We start from the raw sequence: 19,669 nt of genomic DNA, 5'->3' as shown, positions 1-19,669 counted from the left end.
TTGTTCCCAAAGCCTGAAATCATGCTGCAAAACCTACTCAGAACAGTCCGAAAGCATGGCTATGTTGCGTTTGTCTCCGTTTGTCTCACGAACGCGGCTCTCGTTCTGTTCGTTGGCTGCGGACCCGAAAGCTCCGGTTCGAAAGAAGCCGATAAGCGGAGTGCCGAGGAATCCTCTGGCAGAGATTCGGTATCAGTTGTCAGTAATGACGATTGGTACCTTGCGGAAACCTGTCGTGAATGCCACGCTGACCAGTATGATGATTGGCTCGGGAGTCATCATCAGTTAGCCCATCGCCGTCTGGATTCGGAAAAGGACAGCGAGGCGTTTTCGCAAGGAGAAGTGTTTGATCAGGCAGAGCGGAGGTACCAACTCGCTGCTAAAGAGAATGGTTTCGAAATGAGTGAACTGGAAACGCAGTTGCCGAGCGAGGTGGATTCTGTGATCGGAGAGACTCCGATTCGCCAGTTTCTCATTCCCTTTCCAGGTGGTCGATTTCAGATTCAGGGGCTGACTTGGGACCCGCACAAGAAACAGTGGTTTAACGTCTTTGGAGACGAGCATCGAGATGAAGGTGATTGGGGTCATTGGAGTCAACAGGGCATGAATTGGAATTCCAATTGCGCCTGGTGCCATATGACGGACTACAAGAAGAACTATGATATCCGCACAGACGAATATTCGAGCGAGTGGAAAATCGAGGGAATTTCCTGTATCCAATGTCATGCGGATATGGAGTCGCATGTGGCTTCAGCAAGATCTGGAGAATACAAGAAAAGGGAAACTCCTCCCAACATTGAATTGGCTATGGATAATTGCGCGAGTTGCCACGCGCGACGGGAAGAGCTGACGGCTAACGACTTTCATGCGGGTGAACGTTTTGATGATCATTTCCGGCTCGTTCTTCCTGATCTGCCAAACGCTTACTTTGTCGACGGGAAGGCCAACGAGGAAAACTATGTCTACGCATCGCTTAAATTGAGCAAAATGGGCCATAAAGGTGTGAGTTGTCTTGATTGTCACAATCCTCATTCCCACGAGACTATTTTATCTGTGGAAGATAATTCACTTTGCATGCGTTGCCATTCTACGGGTCTAAATGAGGCGACGATTATTGACCCGGTTACGCACAGCCACCATCCACTAGACAGCGTTGGGAACCAATGTGTTTCTTGCCACATGCCGAAGCGCCTTTATATGCAAAGAGACGCGAGGCGTGACCATGGGTTTACGATTCCTGACCCGCAACTGACCATCGACTACGATGCGCCGAATGCTTGCTCTGCTTGCCATGGCGATAAGACTGTTGAGTGGGCGCGGGACAAAGTGGAAAGCTGGTATCCGAATTCTGAACGCAGGTTGGCGTTGCGCGATCGAGCCGGAGTTTTGAATTCGTATTACGAGGGGGAGGAGGATTCATGGACTGATGTGCATCGCTTGCTTCTGAATGAAGAGAACGTGTATTGGCGTTCTGCGTACTTGAGGATTCTAGGGGCGATGGCTCCAGGAACTCCTGAGAGTTTGCAGGCAGCGCTTACTTCTGCGAAGTCGAAGTCGCCTATTGAAAGAGAGTCAGCACTTCGCATTATGGCAAACCGGAATGATCGGCTAGCTGATGTGCAACGGGCTTTGTACGATTCTTCTCGATTGGTTCGTAACCAAGCCGCAGATACGCTGTCAACCCAGTTTAATCCAACGCAAAGCGCCTTTCAAGAATGGCAGCAATACGCGGAGGCCAATGCCGACCGGCCTGCGGGCGCTCTCAGACGAGCGGAATTAGCGGTGCTACAGGGTGACGCTGCTTTGGCCAAACAGCTTGCCCAGCAGGCAGCCGATTTTGACAAAAACAATGCCCATCTTCTCTACGATGTGGCGATTATGTTCGCCCGTGTAGGCGATATTGACGGTGCCTTGCTAAAAATCGACCAGGCCAAGCGAATTGACACATCCCTTGGGCTTATTTGGTTTGGTGAGGGTCTCTTGTATGCAGAAAAAGGCGACACTAGCCGGTCCATCCAATCCATGGAAAGGGCAGTGCAGCTAGATCCTGTTCAAGATCGATGGTGGTATAACTTAGGAGTCGCCCACATGCGAGTAGGGCAAACGGAAAGAGCTAAAGAGGCTTTATCGAAAGCGGTGGAACTGAATCCTTCTCAAGCTCAATACAAGCAGGTTTTGGACGGACTTTAACCGTTGGTCTTGTTGGCTGTAGCAGCCTTTGTATTTGTTTTGCTGAAAACATCGCGGATAAACGCCATGTCTTCCTTGTTCAATTCTCGATCACACGTGGTTAAGTTGCATGAAACCTGCCGCTTGTTTCGAAAGCCTGGTATGACACAAGCAATCCGATTGTAATTAAGGACGAACCGTAAGGCAACGCTGGCAAGGTCCAAAGTGGAATTGCCGAATCGGCACTTAAGCGCATTCAACTGGGGAGCTAGTCCCGCAAGCGCTTCTTTGGAAAATTTAGGACTGTTTCTACGATGGTCGCCCAATTCGAAGACTGGAGGGCTTTCGGGTTCAAATTTGTCTAGAAGAAGTCCCTGATTGAGTGGACTGAATGCTATGAACGAAAGGTCATTTTTCTCGAGCAGTTGACCGACGATACTGCTTCGTTCAACGAATCTCGTATCCATAGCGTGGGCCCAGCTTTGAAGGACGGTTGGCTTAATAATTGGCACGGACTTTTTGAAATGAGAAGACCGGTAGGCAGACTGACCGATGAGGCGAATTTTACCTTCAGTCTGAAGCGCTTGCATGGTTTCCGCAGCGTCATTCAAGTATCTGTCGTTGGGTCCAAAGTCTGCATGATGCAAATAGTAAATATCAAGGTATTCACGACGCAGATTTATGAGCGACTGTTCGCATTGCCGACGAATATGAATTTTCTCGTAAGCGTGGGCTGCGGTTCCCTTGTAGTGACCGACTTTCGATGCAATTATAAAAGAGTCGCTTTTAATCCCAATATTTTGGAGACAACTCGCGAGAAGTCGTTCGGCATCCCCATTTCCGTAAACGTCTGCGTTGTCAAAGTGGTTGATGCCTCCATCGATGCCAATCTTTATTGCGGATTCAATTTCATAGGGATCGACATTCGCCCATCCCGTCGCATGGCCCTCGATCCAGTTGAGTCCTCCAAGTGTCCAGCATCCGAGGCTAACTTCTGATACGCGTATGTCGCTTGTGCCAAGCTGTCTGTACTTCATTGATGAAGAATATTTGGGATTAGCCGGATTGGGTTGGTCCTCAGAATCGACAAACTACAATTCAAAGGGAACAAGCGGCTTGGGATCAATGACGATGAGGGTAGGGTCGTTTTCGGCTAAGGCGATAGCGAACCAGGCCCGTGCCCCTGGGTCCCCATGAGTTAGAACGACTTTCTTGGGATGTGTTCTAAGAGCGAATTTTAGAAGTTCCTCTCGATCGGCATGTCCGCTCATCTCAAAGCGTTCGATTTGCGCTCTCACTGGAGTCTGATAGTCGATGGTTCCGAAGAGAAAAGTCTCTCCTGGCTTGGTGTCCAGAAGTTTGCCTCCCGGGGTTTCAGGATCACAATATCCGACAAAGCAGATCGCGTTGCGACCTTGAGGGAGGAGACTTGCGGCGAGATTATAGCTGGGGGTATGTTCGACCATCATTCCACTGCTCAGAATATAGATGCCCTGTTCGGGTGGTTCCTTGCCCGGTGTCATTTTACGTGGCGGGCGACGAAGTCGCAGTTCCTTAATCGTCTTGCGGGTGAATTTCACCTGACCGGTTCGTTTGGAAATCTGATCCAGATGGTCCGCCACTGCCAATCCGAGACCTGCTCCAAAAATGGGACAAGTAGGTAGGAGACCTTCTTTGCGGGCGTTGTTAATCAGCGTGAGTATCTCCTGCATCCGGCCTAAGGCGAAAACGGGTATGAGTACTGATCCTCCGCGACGCAGGACATTCGTTATTGTTTTCAGTAGACGATCGATCTCACTCGCTCTTGTCCTTTCTTTTGGGCGCTCGGTTTCACCTCGAGTGGTTTCGAGGAAGACCGTCTCAAAGCGGTTTTCGATTGGAAAACTGGCTCCGTCCAGAGTGTGTTGATTATCAAATAGCACGTCTCCAGAGAAGAAATACCGCTTTCCCGAGCTCGAGATTTCCAGTCCTCCAGCTCCCGCCACATGTCCAGCAGGGTAGAGTGTCAGTTCAATTTCATCGTCAGCCTCTGAAAGCTGGACCGGTTTGCTAAATGGAATAGTTTCGAATCTCTCCGCTGCTTGATCGATATCTTCATGAGTGAAAAGTGGATATTCGGGAATATTTTTTTCGGCTCTTTGCCGTATCATGACATTGCAGGAGTTGTGTAGCATGCGTTCAATGAGCATTTGACTGGCCTGGCTCATGAAGACTCTCGCTTCAGGATGCTTCCTCATCAAGACGGGTAGCGAACCAATATGGTCGAGGTGGCAATGGGTAATGACGATGAAATGGATATCGGTGTCCTCGATCAGTGTGTAGTCTGGAGTAGCCAAGTTTCCTGCAAATTTAGGATTGAGCCCGGCATCAACGATAAAGTTAAAGGAGTCTAATTCCACGAAGAGGGAGTTGGCTCCGATGCCTCCATTCCGGTTAAGGTCGATAACTCTCATTTAATCTTCAGACTTCGCTATTTTTTGAATGATTCTTGCTGCTGCAATAAAACCGAAAGCTCCAGTAACCTGGGCGGCTGCTCCATAGCCGGAGGCACAGTCGAGTCGCCGGCTGCTTGTGTCGCAGAATTCGGGATAGTGAGCTTCCTCGGGCGAGAACACGCACTCGACTTTAAACCGGCGCCTTCTCTCGCGAGGGTAGCCGTAATCTTGTCTTAGTTTCTTTCTTACTCGCTGGAGGAGTTTGTCGTTGTACGACTTCGTGATGTCGGAGACTTGGATTTTGGTCGGATCGATACGTCCACCGGCTCCTCCTGAGGTCAAAATGGGAATGCCTCTTCTTCGACTAAAATCGATCATGGCGCATTTGTGGTTCACACTGTCGATGGCATCCATGACATAGTCATAAGGTTTTCTGAATATTTCTTCAGCAGTTTTCGCTGTGAAAAATGTGTGGAGGACGCTTATGGTCGCCTCGGGATTTATGAGCCGACAGCGTTCGGCCATCGCTTCAATCTTTGGCTTTCCGATTTGCCCATCCAGAGCGTGAATTTGGCGGTTTATGTTACTCTCACAAATGTCGTCGAGATCAACGAGCGTGATTGACCCGATCCCGGACCGAGCCAGGGCTTCAGCAACCCAGGATCCCACGCCCCCAATACCAACTACGAGAACACTGGCCTCGCGAATTCTCTCGAGGCTTCCGGGTCCGTAAAGGCGTTCGACTCCACCGAATCGATAATCGTAGTTTATGGTCGTTTCCGACATTGCTTCTGCCGCTTTAAGATTGGTTGATTGGGTTGCAAGGGGAATCTTCGGTGTGTTCTTGACTGTGCTGTCCACCCAAGTAAGTAAATCGACCCAATTCCACTATAACGCTCATCTGAACAATGGAAGAACTACTGACTGAATTCGTGCAAGGTTTGCCTATCTACCTGTTGCTGGTATTGATCGCGGTCTGCATAGCGGTACTAGGAAAAGGGGCTGACGTTCTAGTTGAAGAAGCCGTGACTCTGTCAATCCGTCATGGTATCAGCAAAGTGATCATTGGGGCTACGATTGTGAGCCTGGGGACCACATTACCGGAAGTTACGGTTTCTGTGATGTCCGCGATCAACGGAAAGCCAGATATGGCGTTGGGTAACGCGATCGGGTCAGTCATTTGCGATACGGGCTTGATCCTGGGTGTAGCCACACTGTGCGGCAAAGTGCCGATAAATCTGTATTTAATGCGACGACAGGGTCTGCTCTGTTTGGTGCTGGGATTCCTCGTTATTGTCGTTTGTCTACCCTTTAGCAATTTGAGTTCGGTATTCGAAGGTGGCGGGCGCTTTCCTCAGATCATAGGCTTCGTATTTCTCGGGTTGCTCGCGGGATACCTGTGGGCGTCAGTACACTGGGCGAAAAACGTCAGAGAGGATTTTGGTGTGGAGTCGCATGAGAAAGGTTCCACAGTTGTAATCTTTATTAAAATACTGATTGGACTAACATTGGTAATATCCTCCTCCCATTTGTTGATACATGCGGTAGAGGAAACCGCGATACGAGCCCAGGTGCCTCAATCCATCATAGCAGCAACGCTAGTCGCTTTTGGAACGTCGCTTCCTGAATTGGTCACCGTTGTGACCGCGGTTCGAAAGGGTCATGGCGAGCTCGCGATTGGGAACGTGGTAGGCGCGGACATTCTGAATATTCTGTTGGTTGCAGGAGCTTCCGCATCTGTCACGCCGGGTGGTCTCCTTGCGAGTGGGGAGTTCTTTACCCTGATTTTCCCTGCGATGATTGGATTAATGCTGATTTTTCAAGTATCCACATTCATTTGCAAGACTCACCTGACAAAGTCGACTGGCATTGCATTGCTGGGTGGGTACGCAGTCTACATCCTCCTTAGCAGTTTTTAAAGCGCCAGGGTGGTGAGGGGCTTTCTGAATTTCTAGCGAGAGAAGTCCCAGGAGAACCAAAACGTTCGAGGGGCTCCGATTGAGACGAGGCCGGCCGACGAAATGCCAGTTTCGATTTCCTCATCGAAGAGGTTTTCAATATGGAGAGACAAAGCGTGTTCGCCTGAAAGCGCGTATTGGATGCCACCGTCAATTTGAAAGGAATCTTTCAGGATTCTCCGGTTCCCCGTATCTTCGTATTCGTTTTCCTGATAGCGGATACTGGACCAAATTTTCAGTTCGTCTCGTGGAAGCCAGTCTAGCGAAATATTTGCTCGGAAAGGGGATGAGTGGGGGAACTCATTTCCGTTCAGTTCTGGAATCGCATCATTGGAATCAATTTCACTGGGCGCGTAGAGAAATTGGGCACGGGTGTTGAATGTTTCGGTCAATTGGGATTCCCAGACTATTTCGAAACCTTCTACTGTGCTCTCTGAAAGATTGAGGCGTTGTCCGCAGGAACCACCAATGGGAACAAATCCGCATAGCGGATTAAACCCTGGTTCGCTGGAAAGGACCACATTGGCAATCATATCGTCCAGGCTATAGGTGAAGACGTTTGCACTGATCGACCAGGAATCGTCAGCGTTAAACCGTAGTCCGGCTTCGAACCCGAGATGCTTTTCGGTATTGAGATTCTGGTTTGCTTCAATTATGTCGTTCTTGACTCGGAAGGGCCGATAGAGCTCATTCAAAGTCGGAGCTCGAAATCCGCTTGATTGCCGCATCATGCCTCTCAGGTTCTGAGAAAAGTCGTGATATAAAGTCAGGTTGTTGGAAAAGAAATTTTCAATGGTTGGTTCGATCCGATCGTTGCGAATCTGAGCGTTGCTCTCTGTGTTCCACTCTTGTCGCAGGCCATCGGTATTCTTTACTTTATCAGCCCGAAGGGTTACTGCGAGGCGCGATTCATTGGAAAGGAGGATTTGTGAGGTAGAAAAAAGGCCGAATATCTCTTGTTCTCCGCCCGCCTTTCTGAGCCGAGTGAAACCGTTTCCTAAGTTTCGAAAGCGCTCATTGACATCGCCGTCCAGCAATCGGATGTCTGCCCCAATAGAAAAGTCATGTTGCTCAGCAATTCGTGTGAAGTAGTTGAAGCTTGCCCCTTCTGCTCCTGCCGGCATGGCAAATTGATCTAGGGCGGGCCGCTCGGAATTTCGATCATCGGCTACTGAGGTGAATTGATTGTGAAAGTCACGTTCCTGGGTGTAGGCAACGATATTGAATCCTGAATCTGAATCGTCGAAACGATGGAGAGCGGTGATTGAAAAGTCGGTCGCTTCAGTTCCATTGAATGATAGAGGCGTCCCATTCACTCGATCTTCCTCAAACAGCGCAGCTCGAAGTGTAAAAAGCCAGGATTCATTTGCCTCGATTCGCAGAAGGCCTTGGTAGGCATGGGCCTTTGAGTTTGCTTTTTGGTCAATCGATCCGCGTTGATCTGAGCGAAGCGTGTAAAATCCGTCAGTTTCTGCGTTAAGGGCCGAGAGGTTGAACGAAACGTTTTGCGAGATTTTAGTGTCGGATGAGATTGAAGCACTTTTCGTTCCGTCGCTTCCGCCGGTTAACTTAGCATGAATACGTGACTCTTTTGGGGAAATCGATTTCAGCGATATGTGGCCGCCGGTTCCGTAGTTTCCCCAGGCTTCACTGCCACTTGAGGGCTTTATTTGGATATCGTAAAGCGAGGAGGCGTGGTATCTCTGCCAATAGATCCAGCCCCCGAAAGGATCGTTCTGAGGCACGCCATCAAGAGTAACTATAGATCGGGACGTGGAGTTAATTCCAAGATTTCGAAGCCTCACGCCTTGGGTGGTTGGGTGGGCCGCTCTCGCTGGAGTCTTCCTAAATGCGGCATAGGCAGGATACTGGGCGACGGCCTCAGACAAGTCCAAAAGGCCAATTTGAGCGCCACCTAAAAGAGTGTTTGATAAGGTGATTCCTGCATTGGAGTCGTCGTACGCTTGAGGCTGGACCAGTCGGTCCGCGTCGATTACGAGCGGGGAAAGTTGAAGAACGCCGTTTTCCTCCTGAGGGTAAAGTTCGGGAAGGAGAGTCATTAGACTGATCCCGAATATAACGAGTGTTTTTAAGGTTTTTAGTAAGGGCATAAATCGCTTTTCGCTCTGGTTTAAATTAGACTATTTAAGAAACAGTGTGGAACGGGCTTTTTGTAAAGTGAACTACCTGTAGGTGCCAAGACTCCCGGTTGAATATGGCGCTCTCGCTCAAGGCCAAGTATCATTTTTGTTAAAATCCTCTCTCTATCTTAAGATGGTAAACGTTGGTGCCGCAACTATTCAAAATAGCCATGCAAAATTTTAAAAAATTTGGAATTGTTGGAAAAACAAAAATCTCTTTCGCCGCTTCCGTCTTTTTGTCTCTCGGTGGTTTCAGTCTCAATGGGGCTTAATATGATGGTTCGAAAATTCAGTGGAAGCTCTATGCAGGTCTGGAAAAGGACCGCTTTGAGGAAACCATGGAGGAACGGCTAAGCGAAGGTATGCACGTCGTGGACATCGAGCAGTACCGTTCTAGCAGATTGACCAAGCAGGCTGCCTTATGGGCTAAACCATGCCGAGTGACGAATGGGAGCCGCAACGCGAACTAACGGTTGCGGAGTACAAGGAGGAGAACGAAAACTTTTTGAAAGAGGGCTTCGTTCCGGTGGATATCGAAGAGGATCGCTTCGGGGCGACGCTCCGTTTCGGAGGCGTTTGGTTGAATAGCAATGAGGAATTCACCACTGAAATGAAGTTTGGAATGAAGGACCTGATGTTCTCGAACTTCTACGGAGAGATGGCAGACCGCGATTATAGGCTGATTGATTTAGAAGCCTATGAGACCAATGGAAAGACGAGATATGCAGCGATTTGGAAACCGAAGCAGGGTGAGAAAGTACGGTTCTGCAGAGGCTTGTCGAAGGAGGAATTTGGAAGGGTTTCGGCTTTGATGGAAGTGGACGGATTTCGCCTCGTCGACATCGAAGGCTATAATGTCGACGGCCAGCTCAATTTTGCCTGTGAGTGGGTGTCGCTTGATGAAAAACAGTTGTCGCAGTTTGCCTACCGCATAATGGTAGACGAGTACTATCAAAAGAATGCGGCTCTGGCCAATGATGGTTATCGTTTAACCGATATCGAAGTCTATGAAATTGGGCGTGGGGAAATATGCTATGCTTGAAGGTGGACAACTGGAAAGCAACGTGTCGAAGCAGAGGTGACGAAAAAGGATCGTAAGCGAGACATTTTTAGACGTCCCGGTTGATTTGGATTGGGATCGTTTCTTACCTTAGATTGGATCGCGTGTGCGGCACGATAAGGCATTAAATGGGTAGATTTTAGGCATTGCTCTTTAATTGGCTATCCTTCGTGGTTGGCGGATGGCCTACGAATTCTGGCAGTGGCTATTCTTCGGAATAGCTGCTATTATTATTGGAATGAGCAAATGCGGAATTCCTGGTTTAGGGATTCTCAACGTTGCTATTTTTCAGAATATCCTGCTGGCCAAGGATGCTACTGGATTTGGACTTCCTCTGCTCGTGGTTGGAGATCTCTGTGCAGTGATCGCCTTTCGGCGTCATGCCGACTGGCTAAAAATACTAAAACTGATACCTTGGGCTGGTATCGGCGTGGTAGTCGGCTTTTTTGTACTCGAAAATATCGACAATGCACAGGCTAGACTCTTAATTGGATTGTCCCTTGTCGTAATGATTACCCTTCACCTATTGAACCGAAATACCGGAAACTTTAAAAAGTCCGGTCTTCTCGCGCCAGGGGTGGGGCCAGTCATTGGAGGGATGGCGGGATTCGTCTCTATGATCGCTAATGCAGCAGGACCCCTGATGACCCTCTACCTTTTGGCGATGCGGATGCCGAAGATGGCATTTCTCGGCACAAGCGTCTACTTTTTTACTTTACTGAATTTGTTTAAGATTCCTTTTCTTGTGTATTTGAATATCATTACGATCGAAAGCGCGAGCGCGAATATACGATTGGTTCCATTTGTTGTAGCGGGTGCATTTTTGGGGTTTTGTTTTGTAAAGAAAGTGAATCAACTATGGTTTGAGAGAAGTGCGTTTTGGCTTACAATCGTAGCCGTTGGATACATGATCTGGAATTCGATAAAGGAGGTCGTCGCTATCTATGGCTAGAAAAAGTTCAAGGCAACTTTGGGCTGACAAAGTGAGTGGGAAATCGACTCATTCTTCTTCAAAGAGCGGATACGCGGCTTCCCGGAGTCCATTCAATGGCGTGATTCTCGGTATCGACCCCAGTCTAAGGGGGACCGGGCTTGCTGTAATTGAGTTTTCCAAGGCGGATCGACGATTATTGCTTCATAGCCGAACGGTGAAAATTAAGCCCTCAATCTCCATGTTCGATTGTTTGGGACAGATAAACGCAAACGTGACGGAACTCCTGGAGACGTATGCAATCGACGCGGTGGCAGTAGAGCAGACGATTTACGTGCAAAACTTTCAAACAGCTCAGATACTAGGAGCTGCGAGGGGAGCAGCGATAGCGGCAGCAGCTGTTTCAGGAAAGTCGGTTTTTGAATACGCCCCGCTTCGAGTGAAGCAAGCGGTCGTCGGTGTCGGCCGGGCCAGCAAGGACCAAGTCGCACGTACGGTTATGGGACTGGTTGGACACGGACGTACTTTGTCTCACGATGAAGCCGATGCAGCGGCAGTCGCTATATGCCATGCGTTCACTTATGTTTCCAAATCTATTTAGCTCAGGAAGCCTGGAGCTCTATTTTGGAAGCAGAACTAGGATTAGGTTGCCATTTTGAGATGGAGCAGAAGGGCCTCCTAAAATGAGAGGCTTACCCCTGTCTTGGTTGAACGTGGTGTTTAACAACATTCGGCGTGAGTCAGACCATTTAACGCTTAGGCGAACTTTGCTCCCGTCGCTTGGTTGGGCATTGAGTTCAACCCGGTGGCCAGTCCCAAGGCTGATTGTCGATTTTCCGGGTATGCTAAGGTTCGCATTGGAACGTCCCTGCAGCTTGTATGAACTGTATTTGAAAAGCCGTTTCAAATTGCGCTCATAGGCTTTGAGAGCAGGGTCGATACTCTCAACTTGCGAGGACGCAAAGATGAGAGTTGCACTAACGCTGGTTTGTTGAGCAGAGGCGTCTAACGCGGCAAATTGAAAGCAGATTGCGAGCAGTGTCGCGGGGGCAAGTAGTTTTCTAATGTTCATGATAGGAACTCTTTCATATAAATTTGAATTGCGTTGCGGGCATTGAAAATTCGGGACATAACGGTGCCGGTCTTGCAATTGGTTCGTGCGGCGATCTCTTTGTAGGTTAGTCCGTCAATTTCTCTTAGTATTAGAGCCGTTTTGTGATGTTCTGGGAGTCTGTTCAGAGCCTTTAAAAATTGCTCTCTGATTTCTTGGCGGTCAAGATTGCTTACTTGTTCGGGGGGTGCAATCACGGAAGTTGAATCACCTGCGATATTCGCTTCTTCAAGATCATCGATGTTGGTTTCCCTTCTCGAATCTCTCTTCCTGATTGCGTCGAGCGCTGTGAATGTGGCGACGCGGTAGATCCAGCTCGAAAATGCGGACTCGAAGCGAAAAGTTCCAATCTTTTTCCAAGCCTTGATCCATGCGAGTTGAGTAATGTCTTTTGCGTCCTCTGTATTTCTAACCATGCGAAGTATCTGGCCAAAGACTCGGTTGTGATTTAATTCAACTAGCTCACCAAATGCCGCTTGATCACCATTTTGAGCCCGGGCTACCAAGTCGTTTACCTGTGTGGACTCCTTGTCGCTCATTGATGACGAAGAGAGTGAAAACGCTCCAGTTCTGCAAATCTAAACAGTTGAATAGTGAGTTTAAGCCTAGGACGGGGCAGCGGACTGTCTTATTCAAACTTGGGTACGCGGACCAAGAAGATGAAAATTCTCATAATGAAATGGAGGTAGATGTCGATTCTAGGTAAAATTGGCCGAAATCGATTGATCACTTTTATATCACTTGTCAGAGATCGGTTTTGACGGTCTATTTCTCCTTAGTGTTTGAGCTTATTTAGTATGAAAATTTGTTGTTTAGGAGCGGGTTACGTAGGTGGTCCAACTATGGCGATGATCGCTCACAAGTGTCCTCATATTACAGTTACGGTTGCGGACATTAACGAAGCCAGGATCGCCGCTTGGAATTCGGACGAGCTTCCTGTTTTTGAGCCGGGATTGGATGAGATCGTAATGTCGTCCCGTGGCACAAATTTGTTTTTTACGACTGACAAGGTGACCGCAATCCGCGAGGCCGACGTCATCTTCGTAAGTGTCGGAACTCCTACAAAAACCTACGGTGCGGCTGCGGGCAGGGCGGCAGATCTGAAATATGTCGAACTTTGCGCCCGTGACATCGCGGCACACTCAGACAGATCAAAAATTGTTGTAGAAAAATCAACGATTCCCGTAAGGACTGCAGAGTCGTTGAAAGCGGTACTTTGTGCTAATTCTAGCGACAGCATTAGTTTTCAGGTGCTTTCCAATCCTGAATTTCTTGCGGAAGGTACGGCCATGGAGGACCTTGACGATCCAGATCGCGTTCTTATCGGGGGTGAGGAAACGCCTGAAGGTAAGGCGGCGATGGAAACCCTGGCAGGTGTATATGCAACTTGGATTTCGAGGGATAAAATTATTCAAACCAATTTATGGTCATCTGAATTGTCAAAGCTGGTGGCGAATGCCTTTCTAGCCCAGAGAATTTCCAGCATTAATTCAATATCTGCCTTGTGCGAGGAAACGGGAGCGAATGTGGATGAAGTAGCCTCTGCGATCGGTAAGGATTCCAGAATTGGGTCAAAATTCTTGAAGTCGTCAGTCGGGTTTGGCGGGTCCTGTTTCCAGAAAGACCTGCTCAATTTGGTTTATTTGTGTGAACATTTTGGGCTTCCAGAAGTAGCGCAATACTGGAGATCTGTCATCGGTATGAATGACTGGCAAAAGCGGCGATTCTCCAATCGTATTATTAATTCACTCTTCAACACCGTTAACGGCAAGCGGATAGCGATTCTTGGATTTGCGTTCAAAAAAGATACAAATGACACGCGGGAATCGCCTGCAATATATGTCGGTCGGGATCTTCTTGAAGAGGAAGCCAGCTTGGCGATTTATGATCCGAAAGTGACCTCGGATCAAATCTATTTAGACCTCGGAGCGAAGAGTGAGCCCAACCATGAAGAAAAAATTGAAGTCTGCAGTGACGCCTACGAGGCAGTTGAAGGGGCTCATGCACTAGCGATATTAACCGAGTGGGATGAATTCCGGGATCTGGATTATCGAAAAATCTACGACCGCATGATGAAACCCGCCTTCATTTTCGACGGGCGAAATATCGCGAATCGAAAAGAGCTAATTGATATTGGTTTTAACGTCTACGCAATTGGCAGGTAGTGCCGATTGGGGAGTCCACGCGTGGTTGAAAAACTATTACGTGACTTCCGTTTTTCTAAAGCAAGCTTGTGACCTTGAGACTGGCAATGTGAGTTAGAAAACTCAGGATTGAAAGCATCAGAATAACAACGACAATCTTGTGATTCTTTGAATGCTTAATGACGATAAATGCGATCGAGAATCGGAACAATGAGTTGATGACAAAGTGCGTTATGCTAATCATTGAAACGAAGCTTGGTGATGTGTTCAAATCGCTAATGTGTATAAAGTAAATGCTGATCGCTTTCAGGAATTAGAAAATAATGCCTGAGAGAATGGGTCGCTTGGTTTGATGGGCCGTTGATGCCAATACGATGTGGAATAAGAGATCGATTAACGCGTCAGACATGGAAAGCTTTGGATTAGGGTAAACTTAGCTAAACCGTTTACTCTAAGTAATTTGTTTAAAGTTGGCCAATGAAGATTCACTTTTTTATTACGCTTTAATTAAGAGTGCGTAGCACGGTGCTCGAAAGGGAAGAGTAGTTAGGTTTTCGGAGCGGTCTTTTTCTTTGCAACTTTTTTCGCGGCCTTCTTGGGCGCCCTCGGCGGAAACTCAAAATTCGTTTGCCCAGTGTCGTTAATAACCAAATACGCATCAAAAGGCCGCTTTGTGCGTTTTGACCAAAACTTGTCGAGAAGATCAGTTTTCCCAGTTTCGAGAAGTTTGATTACTTGTTCACGTGGGATCTCGCGATCCAATATTTTTCTGCTAATACGGATTGGGTTAGCATCACTTTTATGGTCCGGAACCTTTACCACGTAGGCATTGGCAGTCTCGTAAATATCCCCGCCCGTACTTGGGCACTTGGCGAAAGGGGTCAGTGCTGAAAAATCGATTTCACCGCCCTGTTCACCTCCGTTGCCGAAGTCGAACTTAACTCGCTTGGTCTCATCGTCAAGATTAAGGTAGGCGCTATAGTGCTTGCCGCGTTTCGAACGAAAGCCGTCGATTGGGCCAATGCGTTTCTTGTCAAGAAGTTCGCGCAGCTCCTCTTTATCCATCTTTCGATTTCCTATGATTTTGTAGATTGCGAAAGAGTTGTCCTTGGTTCGGTAGGCTCTTAGCGATTCGAAAAGTGGCTCGCCATCATAGGGTGATACTAAGTCACTGGGCGATAAGTCGTCTTCGTTCTCTTCATACGATTTGATGCTCTCGACTACGTCTTTAGTCATCGAGACGATCTCTTTCATGAAGGTCTTGCTGTCGAGTTCGCCGTCCTCGATTTTATGTAGTTTGAATTCCCACTCTCCGGTGAGTGCAGGCTTAGTTAAAGCGTCTGCTTTGATTGCCGCGAGGAAGTCGAGGAGGGTTTCCGCTTTTGGTGTTGGGGCGAGTGACCGATGATCCCGCTCCATGTATCTTTCGGCGATCAATCGCTCTATAATGGTTGCTCGAGTTGCGGGAGTTCCCAACCCGCTTTCCTTCATAGCCTCTGCAAGTTCATCATCCTCGACAAGCTTACCGGCGCTTTCCATCGCAGAAAGCAGAGTGGCTTCCGTGTATCGGGCGGGTGGCCTTGTCTGTTCGTATTTGCACTCGGTATCCGAAATACTTGATTGGGGAGGGTTTCCATCAGCATCACTCAGTGCAGGGAGGGTTTCAGGGTCCGCTTTGAGAACCGACTTCCCGTAAACTTCCAGCCAACCAGGGGCGATGAGAACTTTGCCTTCAGTCTTAAAAATGTGAGTTTCTACCTCACTGAAACGCGTCGTAACATCGAATTCGGCAGATGGATAGAAGATTGAGATAAAACGACGGGCGATCATGTCGTAAATCTTTGCTTCGTCATCGTTTAGCTTTTTCGAGCTCTCAGGAGTTGGAATAATGGCGAAGTGATCAGAGATCTGCTTGTTATTGAAGACTCGTTTATTGGAAGGGTTTATCCAGTTTCTGGCGACAACCTTTCTTGCGTGGTCGGCTAGATCGTCGCCCAGACTCTTGAGAGTCCTTGCGCAGGTTTCAGGATAGTCCTCTGGGAGAGCTTTAGAGTCCGTACGCGGGTACGTGATCATCTTGTGCTTTTCGTAGAGCGCTTGAGCAAGCTGGAGAGTGCGACGAGCGGGATAGCCAAAGCGGTTGTTGGCTTCACGTTGCAGTGTGGTTAGGTCGTAAAGGCGGGGCGCGGCTTGACGGGACTTCTTTGTCTCGTCTGAGACGGTGGCTTTCCCACCGTTCTTGACCGATTCGACGATTGCATTGGCTGCGTTCTCTGCCCAAATACGATCGATTCGATCATGCTGGTCATCTGATTTCTTGAAGTCCGGCTTTTGATAGGTTCCTTGGTAGATGCCATTAGAGATTTGGAATTCTACGACGATTTGCCAGTAGTCTCTTGGCTTGAACTTCTCTATTTCACGCTCGCGTTCTACGACCATGCCCAACGTAGGTGTTTGTACGCGACCAACGCCTGCTACATTTCCGGCTCGAGATCCGTATAGTCGCTTCGTCACTCCGCGAGTACAGTTGATTCCAATGAGCCAATCCGCTTCCGATCGTGACTGTGCCGCTTCGGCGAGATTTTTCATCTCATCTCCCGATTTCATGTTTTGGAATGCCTCTTTAATACTAGAGGGTGTCATCGAGAGCATCCAAAGTCGTTTTACTGGTTTTTTGCTTTTCGAAAGTTTGTACAAGTAGCTGAAGATGAGCTCTCCCTCACGGCCGGCGTCACAAGCGTTGATGATGGTGTCAACGTCTTTGCGGTTGATGAGTTTCTTTACCCCCTTGTATTTGGATTCGGTCCTTTCGATTGGCTTTAGCTTAAATGTGGAGGGAATGATCGGTAGATTTGCGAGTCTCCAGAAGGCATCTCGTTTGTCATAGTCTTCGGGCATGCAAAGCTCGACGATGTGCCCCACTGCGGAAGTAACGATGTAGTCGTCGTTTTCAAAGTGATCGTCCTGCTTCGCGAACTTGCCACCTAAAGCTTTGCAGAGGTCTTTGGCGACACTGGGTTTCTCGGCAATTACAAGGGACTTCATTGTTGTTTCTTTGGGGGTCGTCAAAAGTGTTTCTGTTGGTTGGTGACCGAAAATTTCTTCCGATGAGTCTACTTTCTTCTGAAAGGAGTCAATGCGACTCCCTCCAATACCTTAAAATCGGGTCGATGAAGCACGGATTAACTTGTGGCAAGTACAAATTTTCTAGAGCGAGGGAGTATCCGCTTTTGAATCAAAGTTGTTTTTCCTCTCGTAATCGAGAAACGATTACCCCCATATTTTGGTTTCTTAGTTGCTGGTTTACAGCGTAGTATGGCGATTTCACGTTTTAGAAAAACGCTTTCTCGAATCGAGGAGTTTGCGGTCGATGTTTTTTATGATCGGCGGCGGGGTAAGAGAGCGTTCGCTCTAGGCCTATTTCTTTATGGGCTTTCCCTGATCTTCGGATTTTTGGCGCGTCTTCGTCTCTTTCTCTACGAGAAACGGATTTTGAAGGACCAGCCCTTGGGCTGCCTAGTGGTTGTCGTTGGCAATCTCACGGTAGGGGGAACCGGTAAAACTCCGGTTGTGGAGAAATTTGCCCGTTCGCTTCAGCAAAGGGGAAGGCGAGTGGCTATTCTGAGTCGAGGGTACAAGAGCAAAAACATAACGAAAGAGTCCCGCTTGCAAAAACTCTGGAGGACGTTTGTAACCGGAGAGGAACCCCCGCCGCCTAAAATTGTAAGCGATGGCGAGACCGTTCTACTCGATTCTGAATTCGCGGGCGATGAGCCTTACATGTTGGCAAGAAATCTTCCGGGAGTGATCGTCCTCGTCGATAAAGACCGAGTGAAGAGTGGAACTTACGCGATAAAGCGATTTGGATGCGACACTTTGGTTTTGGACGACGGGTTTCAGTACTTGCCCTTGAAAGGGCGTCTCAATCTCCTCCTTGTGGATAAGAGCAACCCTTTTGGGAATCGGCATCTAATGCCGCGCGGCATCCTTCGCGAGCCAGTGAGGCATTTAAAGCGAGCGTCGTACGTGTTTCTAACAAAATCAGATGGCGTACCGGATCGAGAACTGGAGGCGTTGATACAGAAGCATAATCCGGGAGTGGATGTGATCGAGTGTGCTCACAAGCCGCAATTCCTTCAGGAGGTCAACGGAGAAAAACGATTGCCATTGGATGAACTTTTGCAGAAAAGAATAGGAGCGTTTAGTGGTATAGCGGTTCCGGAAAGCTTCGAAGGTTTCCTGTGCGATTTCGGAGCGGATCTAATCTACACAAAGCGTTTTCTGGATCACCACAGATTTGATACAGAGGAACTCCACGAAATTTTCAAAGAAGCAGCAGCCGCGAATTTGGATTTCATTATTACGACCGAAAAAGATGCGGTGCGAATTCCCAAAGACACAGACTTTCCATTACCTCTATACTTCTTGAGATTGGAGATCGAGATACTGCGCGGTGTGAACGATTTCGACGCGGCCGTATCCAAGATTTGTTTTCCCGAGGAGGGAAGACGGAGATTTGCGGTCAAGTCGAGCTAGTTGCGGCCAATTTTCGTTAAGTTTGCAAGCAGGGTTGCAACTTGCGGAAATTTACTTTGTCTACGATTCAATGCTCGATCCTAGGCTCTCCCAACTAGCGCGAAATTTGACCTCGTACTCCACTCGATTGGACCCGGGCGAAAAAGTGTTGATTGATGCTTTTGATGTCCCCGACGAGATGATCGTCGAATTGCTGCGTGCGACCAGAGCCTGCGGGGCCATCCCTTACGTGAACCTGAACCACGCTAGAGTTACCCGGGAATTTGCACTCGAGGCGACGGAGGACCAGATGCGTATCCATGGAGCCATAGAGCTACAGCGGATGAAGTCGATGGACGCCTATATCGCGCTCAGAGGTTCGATGAACATCTTTGAGTCCTCTGATGTTTCTGCCGAGCAAGTTAAGATGGTTTCCGAGGTGATGAAGCCTGTTTTGGACTGGAGGGTCAACCATACGAAATGGGTTGTATTGCGATGGCCAACGCCATCCATGGCACAGCAGGCGATGATGAGTACAGAGGCCTTCGAAGACTTCTTTTTCAACGTGTGCACCCTTGACCATAGTCGCATGGAAGAAGGAAGTAATCAGCTTGCCTCTTTGATGAGAGAGACCGATCGGGTGGAAATAAAGGGTAATGGAACCGATCTCTCGTTTTCCATAAAAGGGATAAATGCTATCGCTTGTGTCGGTACGCACAACATTCCCGACGGTGAGGTTTTCTCATGTCCCATACGAGACAGTGTTGAAGGTGTTATTCAATACAACGCTCCCACTGTCTACCAAGGGGTGTCCTTTGACGACATTCGGCTAGAATTCAAAGAGGGAAAGATTGTGGATGCCCAATCGAGCAACACAACTCGCCTAAACGAGATTCTAGACTCTGATATTGGAGCCAGGTACATCGGCGAATTCGCCATTGGATTCAATCCCTACATTCGGGAGCCCATGCGCGACATTCTCTTTGATGAGAAGATCGGAGGATCTTTTCACTTTACTCCGGGACAGGCCTATGAGGAAGCGGATAACGGAAACAAATCTCAAGTTCACTGGGACATGGTTTGTATACAGCGAACAGATTATGGCGGAGGCGAGATATGGTTTGACGGTGATTTGATTCGAAAAGATGGAATTTTCGTCCGAGATTCATTGAAATCGTTGAATCCTGAAAACCTCCTGTAGTCGC

General features: G+C 48.3%; 16 protein-coding genes. 8 read left to right on the top strand and 8 right to left on the bottom strand.

Annotated features, from left to right (window positions below):
* Nucleotides 1-21 precede the first annotated feature (21 nt).
* Complete coding sequence (locus tag GA004_RS13185; RefSeq protein ID WP_283394339.1) at nt 22-2,190, top strand: tetratricopeptide repeat protein; 2,169 nt, start codon at nt 22-24, stop codon at nt 2,188-2,190.
* On the opposite strand, the gene GA004_RS13180 is transcribed toward GA004_RS13185, so the two are convergent.
* From GA004_RS13180 to GA004_RS13170, 3 genes are read right to left on the bottom strand one after another with little or no spacing between them, the layout of a single operon-like run.
* Complete coding sequence (locus GA004_RS13180) at nt 2,187-3,206, bottom strand: aldo/keto reductase (protein WP_283394338.1); 1,020 nt, start codon at nt 3,204-3,206, stop codon at nt 2,187-2,189. The two genes, GA004_RS13185 and GA004_RS13180, sit on opposite strands and share 4 nt — an antisense overlap.
* A gap of 54 nt (nt 3,207-3,260) precedes the next feature.
* Nucleotides 3,261-4,622 (bottom strand): MBL fold metallo-hydrolase, encoded by a 1,362-nt coding sequence (locus GA004_RS13175; protein ID WP_283394337.1) that lies wholly within the window; start codon nt 4,620-4,622, stop codon nt 3,261-3,263.
* Entirely contained in the window at nt 4,623-5,390 is a 768-nt protein-coding gene (locus GA004_RS13170) for a tRNA threonylcarbamoyladenosine dehydratase (protein ID WP_283394336.1), read from the bottom strand.
* Between the two features lie 122 nt (nt 5,391-5,512).
* Here GA004_RS13170 and GA004_RS13165 point away from each other — a divergent pair, with 122 nt between their 5' ends.
* On the top strand, nt 5,513-6,523 hold the full coding sequence (locus GA004_RS13165; protein ID WP_283394335.1) for a sodium:calcium antiporter: 1,011 nt from the start codon (nt 5,513-5,515) through the stop codon (nt 6,521-6,523).
* Nucleotides 6,524-6,555: 32 nt separating this feature from the next.
* Here GA004_RS13165 and GA004_RS13160 read toward each other — a convergent pair whose 3' ends face one another.
* Entirely contained in the window at nt 6,556-8,673 is a 2,118-nt protein-coding gene (locus tag GA004_RS13160) for a TonB-dependent receptor (RefSeq protein WP_283394334.1), read from the bottom strand.
* A 463-nt stretch (nt 8,674-9,136) separates the two neighbouring features.
* Here GA004_RS13160 and GA004_RS13155 point away from each other — a divergent pair, with 463 nt between their 5' ends.
* The 3 genes from GA004_RS13155 to ruvC all read left to right on the top strand — a co-directional run bounded on the left by GA004_RS13155 (nt 9,137) and on the right by ruvC (nt 11,295).
* Nucleotides 9,137-9,745 carry a hypothetical protein gene (locus GA004_RS13155; RefSeq protein ID WP_283394333.1) on the top strand — a complete coding sequence of 203 codons (609 nt, stop codon included), beginning with the start codon at nt 9,137-9,139 and terminating at the stop codon, nt 9,743-9,745.
* A gap of 175 nt (nt 9,746-9,920) precedes the next feature.
* Nucleotides 9,921-10,715, top strand: coding sequence for a sulfite exporter TauE/SafE family protein (locus tag GA004_RS13150; RefSeq protein ID WP_283394332.1), 795 nt, complete (start codon nt 9,921-9,923; stop codon nt 10,713-10,715).
* Nucleotides 10,708-11,295, top strand: coding sequence for a crossover junction endodeoxyribonuclease RuvC (gene ruvC, locus GA004_RS13145; RefSeq protein WP_283394331.1), 588 nt, complete (start codon nt 10,708-10,710; stop codon nt 11,293-11,295). Before GA004_RS13150 ends, ruvC begins: the two co-directional genes overlap by 8 nt.
* 18 nt (nt 11,296-11,313) lie before the next feature.
* On the opposite strand, the gene GA004_RS13140 is transcribed toward ruvC, so the two are convergent.
* Together GA004_RS13140 and GA004_RS13135 are read right to left on the bottom strand one after the other, a co-directional pair.
* A complete protein-coding gene (locus GA004_RS13140; protein ID WP_283394330.1) occupies nt 11,314-11,766 on the bottom strand; it encodes a hypothetical protein in 453 nt (150 codons plus the stop codon).
* A complete protein-coding gene (locus GA004_RS13135; protein WP_283394329.1) occupies nt 11,763-12,344 on the bottom strand; it encodes a sigma-70 family RNA polymerase sigma factor in 582 nt (193 codons plus the stop codon). Before GA004_RS13135 ends, GA004_RS13140 begins: the two co-directional genes overlap by 4 nt.
* Nucleotides 12,345-12,602: 258 nt before the next feature.
* On the opposite strand from GA004_RS13135, the gene GA004_RS13130 reads away from it, so the two are divergent.
* Nucleotides 12,603-13,970, top strand: a complete 1,368-nt coding sequence (locus GA004_RS13130) for a UDP-glucose 6-dehydrogenase (protein ID WP_283394328.1) — start codon at nt 12,603-12,605, stop codon at nt 13,968-13,970.
* Between the two features lie 55 nt (nt 13,971-14,025).
* Here GA004_RS13130 and GA004_RS13125 read toward each other — a convergent pair whose 3' ends face one another.
* Together GA004_RS13125 and GA004_RS13120 are read right to left on the bottom strand one after the other, a co-directional pair.
* A complete protein-coding gene (locus GA004_RS13125; RefSeq protein ID WP_283394327.1) occupies nt 14,026-14,193 on the bottom strand; it encodes a hypothetical protein in 168 nt (55 codons plus the stop codon).
* A 302-nt stretch (nt 14,194-14,495) separates the two neighbouring features.
* Nucleotides 14,496-16,994: a DNA topoisomerase III gene (locus GA004_RS13120; protein ID WP_283394326.1), complete on the bottom strand. Its 2,499-nt coding sequence runs from the start codon at nt 16,992-16,994 to the stop codon at nt 14,496-14,498.
* A gap of 270 nt (nt 16,995-17,264) precedes the next feature.
* On the opposite strand from GA004_RS13120, the gene lpxK reads away from it, so the two are divergent.
* A complete protein-coding gene (lpxK, locus tag GA004_RS13115) occupies nt 17,265-18,485 on the top strand; it encodes a tetraacyldisaccharide 4'-kinase (protein WP_283394325.1) in 1,221 nt (406 codons plus the stop codon).
* A 70-nt stretch (nt 18,486-18,555) separates the two neighbouring features.
* A complete protein-coding gene (locus GA004_RS13110; RefSeq protein ID WP_283394324.1) occupies nt 18,556-19,665 on the top strand; it encodes an aminopeptidase in 1,110 nt (369 codons plus the stop codon).
* The last annotated feature ends 4 nt before the right edge of the window (nt 19,666-19,669 follow it).

It is taken from the genome of Candidatus Pelagisphaera phototrophica, assembly GCF_014529625.1.
In the GTDB taxonomy this organism is placed as follows: Bacteria; Verrucomicrobiota; Verrucomicrobiia; order Opitutales; family Opitutaceae; genus Pelagisphaera; species Pelagisphaera phototrophica.
Note: the sequence above shows the minus strand (reverse complement) of the source record. Positions and strands in the feature narration are given on the sequence as shown.

Bases quoted from the DNA above. Each gene is read 5' to 3' on its own strand.
- GA004_RS13185 (WP_283394339.1), top strand. From the start codon at position 22: ATGCTGCAAAACCTACTCAGAACAGTCCGAAAGCATGGCTATGTTGCG.
- GA004_RS13180 (WP_283394338.1), bottom strand. From the start codon at position 3,206: ATGAAGTACAGACAGCTTGGCACAAGCGACATACGCGTATCAGAAGTT.
- GA004_RS13175 (WP_283394337.1), bottom strand. From the start codon at position 4,622: ATGAGAGTTATCGACCTTAACCGGAATGGAGGCATCGGAGCCAACTCC.
- GA004_RS13170 (WP_283394336.1), bottom strand. From the start codon at position 5,390: ATGTCGGAAACGACCATAAACTACGATTATCGATTCGGTGGAGTCGAA.
- GA004_RS13165 (WP_283394335.1), top strand. From the start codon at position 5,513: ATGGAAGAACTACTGACTGAATTCGTGCAAGGTTTGCCTATCTACCTG.
- GA004_RS13160 (WP_283394334.1), bottom strand. From the start codon at position 8,673: ATGCCCTTACTAAAAACCTTAAAAACACTCGTTATATTCGGGATCAGT.
- GA004_RS13155 (WP_283394333.1), top strand. From the start codon at position 9,137: ATGCCGAGTGACGAATGGGAGCCGCAACGCGAACTAACGGTTGCGGAG.
- ruvC (WP_283394331.1), top strand. From the start codon at position 10,708: ATGGCTAGAAAAAGTTCAAGGCAACTTTGGGCTGACAAAGTGAGTGGG.
- GA004_RS13140 (WP_283394330.1), bottom strand. From the start codon at position 11,766: ATGAACATTAGAAAACTACTTGCCCCCGCGACACTGCTCGCAATCTGC.
- GA004_RS13135 (WP_283394329.1), bottom strand. From the start codon at position 12,344: ATGAGCGACAAGGAGTCCACACAGGTAAACGACTTGGTAGCCCGGGCT.
- GA004_RS13130 (WP_283394328.1), top strand. From the start codon at position 12,603: ATGAAAATTTGTTGTTTAGGAGCGGGTTACGTAGGTGGTCCAACTATG.
- GA004_RS13125 (WP_283394327.1), bottom strand. From the start codon at position 14,193: ATGATTAGCATAACGCACTTTGTCATCAACTCATTGTTCCGATTCTCG.
- GA004_RS13120 (WP_283394326.1), bottom strand. From the start codon at position 16,994: ATGAAGTCCCTTGTAATTGCCGAGAAACCCAGTGTCGCCAAAGACCTC.
- lpxK (WP_283394325.1), top strand. From the start codon at position 17,265: ATGGCGATTTCACGTTTTAGAAAAACGCTTTCTCGAATCGAGGAGTTT.
- GA004_RS13110 (WP_283394324.1), top strand. From the start codon at position 18,556: ATGCTCGATCCTAGGCTCTCCCAACTAGCGCGAAATTTGACCTCGTAC.